This window comes from Variovorax sp. YR752, from assembly GCF_943372545.1.
On record NZ_CALRZC010000064.1, the window covers coordinates 22,884 to 36,260 of the forward strand.

The 13,377-nt window shown below is 65.8% G+C and carries 11 protein-coding genes and 1 pseudogene; 8 read left to right on the forward strand and 4 right to left on the reverse strand.

Annotated features, from left to right (window positions below; translation table 11 throughout):
- Positions 1 to 181: 181 nt before the first annotated feature.
- Positions 182 to 1,477 carry an integrase arm-type DNA-binding domain-containing protein gene (locus tag AAG801_RS16880; protein ID WP_341889403.1) on the reverse strand — a complete coding sequence of 432 codons (1,296 nt, stop codon included), beginning with the start codon at positions 1,475 to 1,477 and terminating at the stop codon, positions 182 to 184.
- 141 nt (positions 1,478 to 1,618) lie between these two features.
- On the opposite strand from AAG801_RS16880, the gene AAG801_RS16885 reads away from it, so the two are divergent.
- The 7 genes from AAG801_RS16885 to AAG801_RS16915 all read left to right on the forward strand — a co-directional run bounded on the left by AAG801_RS16885 (position 1,619) and on the right by AAG801_RS16915 (position 10,170).
- The gene (locus tag AAG801_RS16885; RefSeq protein ID WP_341889404.1) at positions 1,619 to 1,867 is read left to right on the forward strand and encodes a DUF2188 domain-containing protein; all 249 of its coding nucleotides are present in this window, start codon (positions 1,619 to 1,621) and stop codon (positions 1,865 to 1,867) included.
- A gap of 178 nt (positions 1,868 to 2,045) precedes the next feature.
- Complete coding sequence (locus tag AAG801_RS16890) at positions 2,046 to 2,513, forward strand: helix-turn-helix domain-containing protein (protein ID WP_341889405.1); 468 nt, start codon at positions 2,046 to 2,048, stop codon at positions 2,511 to 2,513.
- The gene (locus tag AAG801_RS16895) at positions 2,510 to 3,085 is read left to right on the forward strand and encodes a PIN domain-containing protein (protein ID WP_341889406.1); all 576 of its coding nucleotides are present in this window, start codon (positions 2,510 to 2,512) and stop codon (positions 3,083 to 3,085) included. The genes AAG801_RS16890 and AAG801_RS16895 overlap by 4 nt, the downstream gene beginning before the upstream one ends.
- Before the next feature lie 50 nt (positions 3,086 to 3,135).
- On the forward strand, positions 3,136 to 4,572 hold the full coding sequence (locus AAG801_RS16900) for a Wadjet anti-phage system protein JetA family protein (protein WP_341889407.1): 1,437 nt from the start codon (positions 3,136 to 3,138) through the stop codon (positions 4,570 to 4,572).
- Positions 4,569 to 5,249, forward strand: coding sequence for a DUF4194 domain-containing protein (locus AAG801_RS16905; protein ID WP_341889408.1), 681 nt, complete (start codon positions 4,569 to 4,571; stop codon positions 5,247 to 5,249). The genes AAG801_RS16900 and AAG801_RS16905 overlap by 4 nt, the downstream gene beginning before the upstream one ends.
- Positions 5,246 to 8,938, forward strand: a complete 3,693-nt coding sequence (locus tag AAG801_RS16910) for an SbcC/MukB-like Walker B domain-containing protein (protein ID WP_341889409.1) — start codon at positions 5,246 to 5,248, stop codon at positions 8,936 to 8,938. Before AAG801_RS16905 ends, AAG801_RS16910 begins: the two co-directional genes overlap by 4 nt.
- A 122-nt stretch (positions 8,939 to 9,060) precedes the next feature.
- Positions 9,061 to 10,170 (forward strand): hypothetical protein, encoded by a 1,110-nt coding sequence (locus tag AAG801_RS16915; RefSeq protein ID WP_341889410.1) that lies wholly within the window; start codon positions 9,061 to 9,063, stop codon positions 10,168 to 10,170.
- 268 nt (positions 10,171 to 10,438) lie between these two features.
- On the opposite strand, the gene icd is transcribed toward AAG801_RS16915, so the two are convergent.
- A complete protein-coding gene (gene icd, locus AAG801_RS16920; RefSeq protein ID WP_341889411.1) occupies positions 10,439 to 11,695 on the reverse strand; it encodes an NADP-dependent isocitrate dehydrogenase in 1,257 nt (418 codons plus the stop codon).
- Between the two features lie 148 nt (positions 11,696 to 11,843).
- Between icd and AAG801_RS16925 the strand changes: the two genes are divergently transcribed.
- Positions 11,844 to 12,023, forward strand: a complete 180-nt coding sequence (locus AAG801_RS16925) for a hypothetical protein (RefSeq protein ID WP_341889412.1) — start codon at positions 11,844 to 11,846, stop codon at positions 12,021 to 12,023.
- A 102-nt stretch (positions 12,024 to 12,125) separates the two neighbouring features.
- Here the strand turns inward: AAG801_RS16925 and AAG801_RS16930 are convergent, their stop codons facing one another.
- Positions 12,126 to 12,818 carry a sulfite exporter TauE/SafE family protein gene (locus AAG801_RS16930; RefSeq protein WP_341889413.1) on the reverse strand — a complete coding sequence of 231 codons (693 nt, stop codon included), beginning with the start codon at positions 12,816 to 12,818 and terminating at the stop codon, positions 12,126 to 12,128.
- Positions 12,819 to 12,821: 3 nt separating this feature from the next.
- Positions 12,822 to 13,377: pseudogene (locus tag AAG801_RS16935) on the reverse strand (coproporphyrinogen III oxidase); the annotation flags it as partial.

The following is a 13,377-nucleotide window of genomic DNA, read 5'->3' on the forward strand; positions in this document are numbered from 1 at the left end:
GGAGACGCCCCGGGACCGCCTCACATGTGGTCGATCAGTACATGGAAACCGCGTCCAAGCCGTTGTTGGATAACGATTCTTCCCTTCAGAGGTTTGCCCGTTTCCCAATCCATTTCCCACTGGAAACGAGCAGTCTCACGCCGGTTCAGAACGTCTCACGCCAGACCTCGACCACCGAACTCTAGCAGTTGGCCGGTTCTCTCTGTGTGCTCGCGACGCTGATCTTGGAGCTTGGCAACTGCTGCCTGTGCACTTCGGCCAAGTGATGAATCTGGTCTGCCAGGTACTGCAGCGCCCTCCTCCGCTCCTCTGCCAGTTCGTGATGGTGGTACGCCGCCGTCGTCGGGTTGCGTTCCTTGTGGGCCAGCAGAAGTTCGACCACATCGCGACTGAAGCCATGCTCGCGCAAGAGCGTTGCGCCCGTCGCTCGCAGGCCGTGCGGAGCGAAGTCGTCGACGCCGAAGTCGAGTCGCTTGAAGAGGTGGTTCAACGTGACGTCGGCGATCGGGACCGAACGTCTGCACAGCGATGGGAAGACGTAGCCCTCGGCCACGCCGGTGACCGCTCGCAGCAGTTGCAGCAGTTCGACCGCCTGGCGCGGCAGGTACACGCGGTGGGGACGCTTCATCTTCATGCGCGCGGCCGGAATCTCCCAGACGGCTCGCTCGAGGTCGAACTCAGCCCACTGGGCACGCAGGACCTCGGACTTGCGGCACATGCTGTAGGCGAGCAGCTTCGCCGCAGCGATCGTGACGAAGCGAGCGCCCTGCTTCTCAATGGCGCACCAGAACGCACCCAGCTCAGCTTCTCGCAGATGCCGGTAGTGTCTTGCGGGCGGCACCTGCACCACTCCGCGCAACGGCAGCGCCGGGTTGACCTCGACGATGAGCTTCTGAATCGCGTAGTTGTAGATCTGCTGGATGATCACCCGCACGCCTTCGGCGGTGTTCGGAGTCATCGTCAGCGGCTCGATAGTGCGAAGCACGTCGACCGGTCGCACGCTTGCGAGCGGCTTTGGGCCGATCAACGGCCAGACGAAGCGTTCCAGCCTCGACAGGATCTGCGCGCGGTAGGTCGCCGATCTTGTCGTCATGCGCTCCTCAACCCAGCGCTTCGAGAACGCTTCGAAGTCGTCGGCGCGACGCCTGGCCATCGACGACAGATCGCGTCGCTCCTTCACCTGCTGCCGTCGGGCGACGGCAGGGTCGAGTCCCCGCTCGAGCATCGAGCGGTAGCGCTGATGCTGGTCTCTTGCATCGGCGATCCCGATCTCGGGAAAGGTGCCGATGCCCACATCGCATCGCGCGCCGGCGTAGCGGTACTGGAAGCGCCAGGCCTTGGTGCCGCCGGGGGACACCACAAGGTGCAGGCCTGCGCCGTCGGTCAGCTTGTACGGTCTTGTCCTGGGTAACGCATTGGTGATCTGGATGGGGGTCAGTGCGTGGTTCTGGTGTCGCATCGGTGAACGGTCGATCATGAGTTTTGGAGCCTCAGTGTTCGGGTCACCCAACGAGACATCGCCCGCTCCTCATTCGGCCTGCGCCGGCGTGGGCAGCTTGAGAGATGGGCTGCAGTTATATACAGTACGTTCGTCGCAAGCTACAGATTGGACAAGGCGATGAGCAAGCCACAGGACCGCACTGTCTCTCGAAGGACCGATGGCACTTGGCAGAACAAGAGGCAAGACGCGGAACGCGCCTCCTCGGTCCACACCACCCAAGCCAAGGCCGAGGAAGCAGCCCGGCGAATGCTGGGCAACCAGGGTGGCGGCGAACTGACGACGATGGGCGTCAAGGGCAAGATCGTCAGCAAGGACACGATCAAGCCCGGCAACGATCCCCACCCTCCTCGCGACACCGAGCACTGACCTGCAGCAGCGCCCGGCGATCTAGCCGGGCTCGCGTGTGGCTCTTCGCCTCAGGGCCGCATCCGAGACTGCAGTACGGCGCGCGGTAGGCGCGTCCGGTCAGTGCGTCATTTCGTTTGTTGCGAGTTTCGTTTGTTTCGCTTAAGATCGCGTCATCGAACCCGATCCGGATCACGCCATGACCCACACCCCCACTCTGGAAACCACGCTGCCGGCCGAGCGCGAGGTCGCTGCGGCCGTGGAGAGCCAGCGTGCGCTGGCGGCCTACCTGAGCACGCAGTTCGAGACCCAGCGCATTCAGATCTTCGACGCGAAGAACCAGGCCCATCAGGTCGAGCTCCCCACGTCAGCGCTGCGCTTGCTGGTCGACATCCTGTCGGAGCTTGCCGAGGGCAATGCGGTCAAGGTCGTGCCGATCCACGCCGAGCTGACGACGCAGGAAGCTGCCGACATGTTGAACGTGTCGCGCCCTCACCTCGTCAAGCTGTTGGAGGGCGGTGCCCTGCCGTTCCACAAGACCGGCAAGCACCGGCGCATCCGCTTCGCTGACCTGATGAGCTTCAAGGCCGCGCAGGATCGTGCGAGCGCTCAGGCGATGGAGGAACTCGCGAAGCAGGCCCAGGAGCTTCAGCTGGGCTACGAATGAGGAGTTCGCCGTTCACCGCGGTCTACGACGCCTGCGTGCTGTACCCGGCACCGCTGCGCGACTTCCTCATGTGGCTCGGCTTGTCCGGACGTTTTCGCGCGCGCTGGAGTGCCCAGATCCACGACGAGTGGAAGCGCAACCTGCTGAAGAACCGACCGGACATTGCGGTCGAGCAACTCGATCGCACCTCCGCGCTGATGGACCGAGCGATTCCTGACGCGCTGGTCACCGGGCACGAAGTCTTGATCGAAGGCCTGGCCCTTCCCGACCCGGATGACCGGCACGTCCTCGCGGCCGCGATCCGCTGCCACGCCAGCGTGATCGTGACGTTCAACGAACGTGACTTTCCGGCCGACGTGCTGGGGTCGTTCGGGCTCGAAGCTCAGCACCCGGACCTGTTCGTCGAGAACCTCTTCGATCTCGACCAAGCCGCGGTGGTCGCCGCTGCACAGCGGCAGCGACAGCAGTTGAAGAACCCGCCGATCGACGTCGATCGGTACCTCGACATCCTGCTTCGGCAGGGCCTCACGCAGACGGTGAAGGGTCTCGCCGGGTTTCGAGGTGTCCTGTGAACAGCGGCGAAGGCGTCACCGGGACTGAACGACACGGCTGAGCGACCTCTATGAAATTCTTCTCCCCGCCCCGCGAGAATTTCTTCCGTCCGCTCACGCACGACAACCGCGAGCTGTGCGCCGCCGTGCTGCGCGCGCTGCACGAGCGGGTCCATGGGGCCAACGCCGACTACGCGGAGACCTTGACCCGCGACGTGGTGATCGAGGTTGTGCTGCGCGCCCTCGCCGACCCCATGCTGCGTGCGCTCGTCTTCGAAGCGGGACAGCCGGTGCGGCCCGAGGACGAGCGCGCCTACGCCAGCGACCTGCTGCGCAAGCTCAAGGAACATGCGTGGCTGGAGGACTACCGTGATCCCATCGATCTGAAGCCCACGCTTAAGCTCAGTCGCGCAGGCAAGGCCTTCAGCGAAACCTTCGCCGACCTCGATGACTCGCGCACCAAGACCCGACAGCGAAACATGCGCTCGGCGCGCAAGGCGCTTGCCGCCTTCATCGCCACGCGCGACGCAGACGAATTGCTGGACGCCCATGAGTTCGCGAGCCGTGTCGTGCAAGACCTGCAGGACGACATCGAGTACTTCCGCCAACTGATCCAGAGCCTGACCCGCGAGGCCCTGGCGCAGAAAATCGCGTGGAGCGAGTTCAACGAGTTCATCGAGAAGCGCTTCGCGCGTGAGTACGCTGTGCGTCTGGTGGCCGACTCCGCCGAGCGCCACCGTGGCCAGATCATTGAAGCGTTGGACCAGGTTCGGGCGCTCGAGACGGAGCACCGCGCCCTGGCTGATGGCAACTTGCTGCAGCGGGCCCCCTGGCTGGAGCAGGAACTGCTGGGCCGCAGCCCGCTGCTATGGCTCGCCGACCGCATCGAAAGCATGGTTGAGGCGGCATGCAGCTTGAAGCTGCCGATGCTGCGCTCCGAGATGAACAACTACGTGCGGCGCTTCACGAGCCTGCTGCGGCAGGCGCTGTCGCTGGACTACGGCGCGGAGTCGGCTCTGGGCCGCACCATGTCATGGCTGAAGGAACGGCCCGAAACTGAGCGTGGCGCCCTGCTGGACGCGCTGGCAAGCCGCCTTGCCACCTGTGAGTCTCGTTTGCCCGGCGGCGTGCTCCGCTGGACGGTGCATGACCGTGAGGCCAGCTACGCGGCGCAAGCCCCGCTGGTGGTGGACGACGAGAGTCGGCTTGCTGCCGTCCTGCGCCGCGCAGAGGCCGAAGCCTTCGCCTTCAGCGACGGCGACGTGCTGCAGCGCCTGCTGCCCTTGCTGGAACAAGGCCCCGTCAGCCTGGACGCCTTGCCGGTCGAGAACGCGGCGGATGCCGTGCGTGTGCTGCATGCGGTCGGCGCGGCACGTTCGGCCGAGGGCCGCGAGCTGCGCGTGCGCGCCCGCAAGTCCGGCGAGCAGATGCGCAACGAGTTCTTCGCGGCGGACAACTACGTGCTGGACGCTCGAGCCGCAGGCACGACCGAGTCTTCGTCCAGATGACGCAGTCGCTCTCTCACTTCATCGAACAACGGCTCGCGCTTGAGGGCGTCGGCAACGTCAAGCCGGCCCGGTTTGCCGAACTGGCCGGCCGCCTCCTGGCCACGGGTGTGCTCTGGCGCGACTACTCGCAACCGGAAGCCCGGCACTACGACGACGCACTGCAGTGCGAGCAATTGCTGCGCGAGTGGTTCGGCTGCATGGGATTCGTGCTCGCTCACGACCCTGACGCGAGGCTGCTGCGCCTCTATCCGCCAGGCGAAGGCGGCGGCGAGGATGACGAGGACGGCGTGAAGCGCTTGCGTGCCCGTCTGTCGCGCGACTTCGTGGCCGCGGTGATCGCGCTGCGCTTCCTGTACACCGAGGCGTTGACGGGCCGGCGGCCGCTGATCGATGAGCGGCTCGCTATCAGCCTGGAGGACTTGTCGCAGGCCGTCGTGTCCCTGCTCGCGCACCGGCTTCCGGCCTCCATCACCGAGCGAATGGGGCTGCTGCGCGACCTGCGCAAGCACCGCGTCCTGCACTTCGTGGAGGGCGACGATGCGGGTGACATGCAGATGGGCCTTGCCGTGCTGCGGCCTGTGATGAGCTTCGTCAGTGACGAAGCCATGGAAGATGCACTGAGGACGGCGAGCACAAAGGTACCGATGCCCGCGCCTGTCGAGGATGCAGCGCCGTGAAGGTCGGTAAGCTTCTGACTTGGCACTGGGGTTCGCTCGAAGACCGTGAATGGGTTTTTGCCGACACCGTGCTGCTCACCGGCGAGTCGGGATCGGGCAAATCCACCCTGCTTGACGCTATCCAGACGGTGTTGACGGCCGCGCACCAGCATCTGGTGCAGTTCAACGTAGGCCAGGATGAATCGACGCAGAGCCGCCGCGGCGGCAAGGAGCCGCGCACGCTGGCGGCCTACGCCCTGGGTCAGCAAGCCGACGGTGTGTTCCTGCGCTCGCGCTGCACGAGTTACGCGGCCGTTGTGTTCGAGCCTTCGGAGATGGCCAGCGAGCAGGCGGCGGCGTTCACGGCATTGGTCGGCGTGGAAGCTTTCGAGGAGGGGCGGCGGGCCACGCTGCAAGGCCAACCGCAGTTCTTCATCGTGCGCCGGGCTTTGTCCTTGAGCGACTTGGCGCGGCGCAGCGGCGAGGCCCTGGTCGCCTTGCCGCTACCACTCAAGGAGTTGTACCTGCAGCTGCAACACCGCTTGCAGGCCCAAGACAGCAACGCCAAGGAGACCGTGGTTCAGCGCTTTGCGGACAAGGGCGGCTACCTGCAGCACTTGTACGGCGCGCTCATGGGCAAGACCGCCGTGGGCGAGAACGAGGCTGTGCGAGCGGCCAAGTCCATCGTGAAGGCGATGGCCTACAAGGAACTGGGCAACGTCAACGACCTGGTGCGTGACGAGATCCTGGAGCCGCACGACTTCAGCCGTGACCTCGACAAGATGCGCGAGCTGATGCGCTCCATCACGGGCCTTAAAGTCGAGGCTGAACGTCTGCAAACGAACCTCGACCGGCTCGACGCCGCCGGCGAACGCGCTGACGCCGTGCTCGAAGAAGCTCGGCGCTTCGTCGTTACCACCATCGCGCACGCGTTGCGCGTGCACAGCGAGGTCCGGGACGACCTCGCCTCGGTGCGGCGTCAAATTGCGACGCAGACCAAGAAGCAAGGGCAGTCGGCCGACAAGCTGGCGTCGCTCGACGCACAAGACCTCCAGCTGCGGGACCAACTCGGTTCAGTGAATCAGCGCCTCGCGGGAAGCGATGTGGCGCAGAAGAAGAGTGCCCTGGAGAACCAGATCACCCTGCAGTCCGACCAGTTCCGCCTGCACTGGAGCCGTGCGCAGGAAGCTGCCCGTGGGATCGCCGCGATGGCGGAGAAGTTGGAGCAGTTACTGGCGCTCGACCTGTCCGCAGTCCCCACACTGGCCGCCGCTGTCCAGGCGCTGGCGCCAACAGCCTCGGCCGTTCTGAAGCCATGGCCGGCCATGGCGCACGCCTACGCTCGATCGGCGCGGCTCGACGTGGAACTCCCGGCATTCGAGCTGGAAGTCTTCGACGCCCACCTGGCGACGCTGCAGCGCGGCATCCACGACGGCGACCAGTCGGTGCAGGGTGCCGTGGTGCAGGCGCTCGCCGAGGTGGGGGTAAGCATGAAGGCCATGCAGGACGAGACCGAACAGCGCGACGCCGAGCTGCGGCAACTGCAGGCCGGTCGCAGCGTGGCGCCGCGCGACACGCACGAGGCCGTGGCGCTGATCGAGCGCGATCTCCCGCAGGCGCGCCCTCACCTGTTGGCCCAGTTGGTGGAGCCGTGTACCGGCAGCCGGTGGCAGAACGCGATCGAGGGCTACATGGGAGGCGACCGCTTCGCCATCATCGTCGAGGCGGGGGAGGAAGCGCGCTGTGCGCGCCTGGTGAAACAACGCTTCCCGGTGCGTTCACCCAAGGTCGTGCAAGGCCGCAAGGCCTTGGAAGACACCCAGGGTCGGCAGCTCGAGGCCCGCGCCGTGCTGCATGAGCTGGTGTGCAGGCATCCAGTCGCCAACGCTTTTCTGATGGCGCAGTACGGCCGGGTGCGCAAGGTCGACACCGAAGAGGAGTTGGCGCGCACGCCACAGGGCCTGATGGAGGAAGGTCTGGGCAGTCGCGGCTACGGCATGTTCGCCTGCCGCGAACCGGACGAGAAGCTGGCCTTCGGTGAAGCGGCGCGGCAGCGTCGGCGGCAGTGGTGCGAGAACGAACTCACGCGCCTGACTCACGAGCAACGAACGCTGCAGATGCTCGACCAGTCCTTGAAGGCCGTCGCGCGCATGTTCAACGGCGCAGCATTCACACCGCTGACGCCTCTGCTGCTGTCGGTACTGGAAAGCCAGGCGCAGCACACAGCCGCCGAGCGAGCGCTGAGTGCGCTGGACTTGTCTTCGATCGAAGGCCTGGAGGGCGAGCGCCGGTCACTGAGCGACCGCATCGACGCTATCAAGCGCCAGCGCGACGAAGAGCTGGAGCAGGTCGGTGCTGCGAAGAAGGAACTCGGCGATCTGCACCGTCGCGAGCAGACGCTGGAACAACGCCGTCCGGAGCTGGAGATCGCGTGCACCAACGCCACCGTCTGGGCCACCCGATTTGCAGCTGCCGTGCCGCAACTGGCCACCGAGCCTCAACTGGTCGCCGACGCCCAGACCCTTGCAGGCGAAGCGGAGACCAGCGTGGACGCGCTGCGCCACCGCGTGCAGAGCCTGCGCGAGAACCTGCCTCGAACGCTGCGAGAGCTGCAGCACGCCGTCGGCACCTACCTGAGCGGCGCGCGCGACGACAGCGAGCGTTTCGCGTGGATCGATCCACCACGCAACATCGACCGCATCGAGGAGCTGCTGCCGGCGGTTTTCCAGACGCGCGAAGCCATCGCCGTGCAGTCGCAGCGCCAGCGCGCCATCGGCCTGGCCGAGAACGCTAAGCTGCTGCAGGAGGCCGAGCGCAGCTTCAACCACGTCTTCACCAGCAGCTTCTGCTTCAAGGTGCGTGATGACGTGAGGCAAGGTGCCGCCACCTTGCAGCGGCTGAACCGGCATCTGCAGGACATCCGTTTCGGGCAGGACAGCTTCAAGCTGGAGTGGGACTGGATACCGCGGATGCAGAGCTACTGCGAGTTCTTCGATGCTGTCGAAGGCGCCGTGGAAGGACTGGAACACGACCGCGGTTCGATCTTCGAGTCGCCGCGGCTCAGCGACGCGCAGCGCGCGACCGCGGAGGACATCCGCCGACTGCTGCTCGCCAATGACCAAGGCGCCAGCGAACGCGCGCTCAAAGAGCTGGCCGACTACCGCAACTACCGCCGCTACGACATCGTGCGCACCAGTCCGGTGGGCACGACGCGGCTGTCCACCTGGGGCACGGGTTCGGGCGGCGAGCTGGAGACACCGTTCTACGTCGTGCGCTCGGCGGTGCTCGCTCATGCTCTTGGTCACTTCGGGCGAGAGCGGCGCGGAGCTCCGGCATTGCGGCTGATGCTCAGCGACGAGGCCTTCTCGAAGATGGACGAGTCTCGCTCGCGCAGCGTGCTGAAGTTTTTGTCGCAGACGTTGGGGTTGCAGCTCGTGGTCGCCATGCCGACCTCGAAGTCCGGCGCGGTGAAGCCGGAGTTCGACAAGGAGTTCACCTTCTCCAAGGTGCTGGCGCGTCGCCAGATTGGAGAGGTGTTCCAGGAACTGTTCATCAGTGAAGTGCAGGAGAAAACGTTGCATCGCGATGCTCTGGCGCGCCTGTGGGACGCACACGCGGCCGAGGCCCGCGAGGCCGCACGCATCGAATGGAGTGCGAGCCGAGCTTCATCGAATGGCTCTGGCACGCACGGCGACGAGGCCAAGGCGTGAACATGCCACTCACGTCGGCTCCGACGCGGTCGCCTGCCAGCGCACTGGCCGTCCACCCCTTCCTCCAGCGCGTCGCGAGAGCCCTTCTTGCCAAGGCGGAACGAAGTGCCGGTGAGGGCCCCGTGCGACTGTCGCTCGATCAGAAGACCGCACCCGAACTGCACAGCGCGGCAGATGCCGACCAGTCGCAGCTGCTGGTCATGCTGCTCGACGATCTCTGCGAGACGGGTTGGGTCGCGCTGCGCATCGAACCGTCACGCCCCTTCGCCACCTTCACGGAGCGCAAACCAAGACTCGAGCTTTGCCACTTCGACGAACTCGCAAGCTGGGCGGGATACACGCCGCAGGCCATGCGCTGGCAGCGGCGGTGGTTGGCACACCTGGCAGCGCAATGGACGGCCGGTTCGGTCACATCGGTCGGGACGGTACCTGCCGACCCGCAGTTGGTCCTCGACTACTTGGCTCGCAGCCCGCTGACACAGTTGGAGGGTCTTGATCTCGCGGAGGCGACCAGAAGCCTGTCAGCATTGATCGAGCTATGCCGGGCGGGCCGCCCGATGGCCCTGCGCGAGGCTTCAGCGCGGGTCTTTCAGGGGCGCTCCAAGCTGCTGGATAGCCGGGGCGAACTGCTGCGCCTGCTCGGAGCCAGTGCGGGGCAGTTCTTCGAGCCGCCGATCCAATTGCTGCTGGCGCTGCCTCGCGACGAAGGCTTTGCGGACGTGCTCTTCATCGAGAACCTGGTGACCTTCGAGCGCATGGCGGACGCACGCGCGCAGGTCTGGGACCGCAGCCTTCTCGTGTATGCCGCTGGTTTCCGGGGCAGCGCACGCCGGCTGCGGTCGCGGCAAGGTTGTCGCTTGTATGTGCGCACGCCCTCGCCACACACGGACGTGTCAGCGGTGGAGTCCTGGCTCTTCGGTGCAGCGGATGTGCCGGTAACCTTCTTCGGCGATCTCGACTTCTCGGGCATGCAGATCCTGGTCAACTTGCGCGAGGTCTTTCCGGGTGCGTGTGCCTGGCAGCCAGGCTATCGCATCCTCGTGCACAGCCTGAGTCAAGGCGGTGGTCACCTGCCGCAGCAAGCGCTGAAAGCCCAGCAGGCCGACCCGGGTGAGACCGGCTGCGCGTACGCGGACCGAGAGCTGCTGCCGGCCATGCGACATCACGGCCGCTTCGTCGATCAGGAGTCTTTCGACTACGAACAACTGCAGTCGACCACAGAAGGTGTGTAGCGCAGCAAGGAGCAGCGTAGCTGAAGTGACGGGACGAGCATTGCCGGGCTGGAGTCGAAACGGTGCCCAACGACGTGCCGTTTCGATTGGAAGGGTCCAGACCGATGGAGAAAAGTGTGAGCCATCCGAAGCTCTTCACCCTCACCGCCATCCACCAACATCCCCGGCCCCGCCACTGAACGCCGTGTCGCCAAGGCGGCGACACAGGACGTCAGCGAATCAGATCAAGCACTTATGCGACGCCGTGAGACGCACTGGGACGCAGTGATCAGCTCATTTGGTCGATCATCACTTGACCGAATCCCGAGCACGACACCTGCGTCGCACCTTCCATCAGTCGCGCGAAGTCGTAGGTGACCTTCTTCGAGGCGATCGACTTCTCCATCGAGGCGATGATCAGATCGGCCGCCTCGGTCCAGCCCATGTGGCGCAGCATCATCTCGGCCGAGAGGATCTCGGAGCCCGGGTTGACGTAGTCCTTGCCGGCGTACTTGGGCGCGGTGCCGTGGGTGGCCTCGAAACAGGCCACCGAGTCGGACAGGTTGGCGCCCGGGGCAATGCCGATGCCGCCGACCTGCGCGGCCAGCGCGTCGGAGATGTAGTCGCCGTTGAGGTTCAGCGTCGCGATCACCGAGTACTCGGCCGGGCGCAGCAGGATCTGCTGCAGGAAGGCGTCGGCGATCGAATCCTTGACGATGATGTCCTTGCCCGTCTTCGGGTTCTTGAACTTGCACCACGGGCCGCCGTCGATCAGCTCGGCGCCGAACTCGTTGCGCGCCAGCGCATAAGACCAGTCGCGGAAGCCGCCCTCGGTGAACTTCATGATGTTGCCCTTGTGCACGATGGTCACGTTGGGCTTGTCGTTGTCGATCGCGTACTGGATCGCCTTGCGCACCAGGCGCTCGGTGCCTTCGCGCGAGACCGGCTTGATGCCGATGCCCGAGGTGTTCGGGAAACGGATCTTCTTGACACCCATCTCGTCGATGAGGAACTTGATCAGCTTCTTCGCCTTGTCCGACTCGGCCTCGTACTCGATGCCGGCGTAGATGTCTTCCGAGTTCTCGCGGAAGATGACCATGTTGGTCTTCTCGGGCTCCTTCACCGGGCTGGGCACGCCCTTGAAGTACTGCACCGGGCGCAGGCAGACGTAGAGGTCGAGTTCCTGGCGCAGCGCCACGTTCAGCGAACGGATGCCGCCACCCACCGGCGTGGTCAGCGGGCCCTTGATCGACACCACGTACTCGCGCAGCACCTCGAGCGACTCGGCCGGCAGCCAGACGTCAGGACCGTAGACCTTGGTGGCCTTCTCGCCGGCGTAGATCTCCATCCAGTGGATCTTCTTCTTGCCGGCGTAGGCCTTGGCCACCGCGGCGTCGACCACCTTGATCATCACCGGCGTGATGTCGAAGCCGGTGCCGTCACCCTCGATGTACGGAATGATCGGGTTCGCCGGCACGTTCAACGAATAGTCGGCGTTGACGGTGATCTTCTGCCCGCCTTCGGGCACCTTGATGTGTTGGTACATGGAGAGTCGCTCCGGAAGGGGCTGAGGGGTCGTATCGGAAGATGGAATTCTATTCCACGGTGTCTGTCAACCGACTGACGCGAGCCGGCGTTTCATGCGGGCCTCCAGAGGGAGGTTGGATCCAACACTAAACCAAAGGTAAATGAAAATGACCAAGTTCCTGGCCGCTCTGATCGCCGCCTTCTTCGCTGTTGGCGCCTACGCCGCCGACAAGAAGGCCGAGGCCGCCAAGCCCGCCGCTTCCGCCGCCGCGAAGAAGGAAGACAAGGCCGCCGCCAAGCCGGCCGACAAGGCTGCGAAGCCGGCCGAGAAGGCAGCTTCGAAGTAATTCGGACGAGCCGGCGCATGCCGGCCTGACCGATGTCGGGATCCTTCCCGGCCACAACGCCCGGTGCACCCCACCGGGCGTTGTCGTTTCACGGCGCCGCCGTCAGAACGGCAGGCAGAAGTCGCTGCCCATCGCCGTGGCGATACCATGGGCCAGCGCCCAGCCCGAGGCGCCGGCGAGCATCAACCCGGCCGCCCGCACCGCCAGCACCTGGGCCTGGCCGGCGTGGCGCCCGGCGAGGCGCAGCCACAGCGCCGGGCCAAGCCACAGGCCGAGCGCCGAAGCGGCAGCGAACAGCGCCATCAGCAACGCCCCTTCGACCGGGCCGTTGCCCAGCGCCGCCACCACCAGCGCGGACTGCAGCAGGCCGCAAGGCAGCGCCACCCACAACGACCCAGCGGCTGCCGCGCCGGCCGGCCCCTGCATCCAGATCACTCGCTTGCCGCCGGCCCCGTTGCGGCCGAAGTTCTCCACCCACGCCGGCTGGCGCCCGCGGATCAGCAACCACAGACCCAGGGCCAGGGCGGCCACCTGCAGCAGCGTCCACAGTGGCCGCAGCACCGCCATCTGGGCGCCTTGCGAGGCCAGCCAGGAGACACTGCCGGCCGCCAGCGCGCCACCGGCGGCATAGCTCACCAGCCGCGCGGCGTGGAAGGACAGCGTGCTCGCCTCCTGCGCGGCGCCGCCGGCACAGCCGCGCACGATGCCTGTGCACGCCGCGCCGCACATGGCGGCGCAATGCGGGGCACCGGCCAGCCCCATCAGCAGGGCGGTGGCGGCCAGGGCGGTGTTCATGCCCTAGATGATGCGCGAGAAGCGTTCGCGTGTGCGATCGGCCTGCAGGTGCTTGTCGAACACCATCGCGACGCTGCGGATGAAGTACCAGCCCAGCGCGGTGACCTGGATCGCCGCCGGTTCGATCTCGACCAGGCCGGATTCCTGCAAGGCGCGAAGCTGTTCGAGTTCGGCCGCGAAATGCTTGCGCACGTCGATCAGGTGCGCGAGTTCGATCGACTCGAACTCGAGCCGGCCCTGGCACATGATGGCCATGATGACGGCGCGGCGCAGCAGGTCCTCGCGCGTCAGCGCCAGGCCGCGCACGACCGGAAACTGGCCCTGGTTCACCGCGTCGTAGTACTCGGGCAGCGTCTTCGCGTTCTGGCTGTAGGTGGCGCCGACGCGCCCGATCGACGACACGCCCAGTCCGATCAGGTCGCAGTCGGGCTGCGTGCTGTAGCCCTGGAAGTTGCGGTGCAGGCGCCCTTGCCGCTTGGCCGCCGCCAGCGAGTCGCCGGGCAGCGCGAAGTGGTCCATGACGATGTACTGATAGCCGTGGCCGACGAAGCCGGCGATC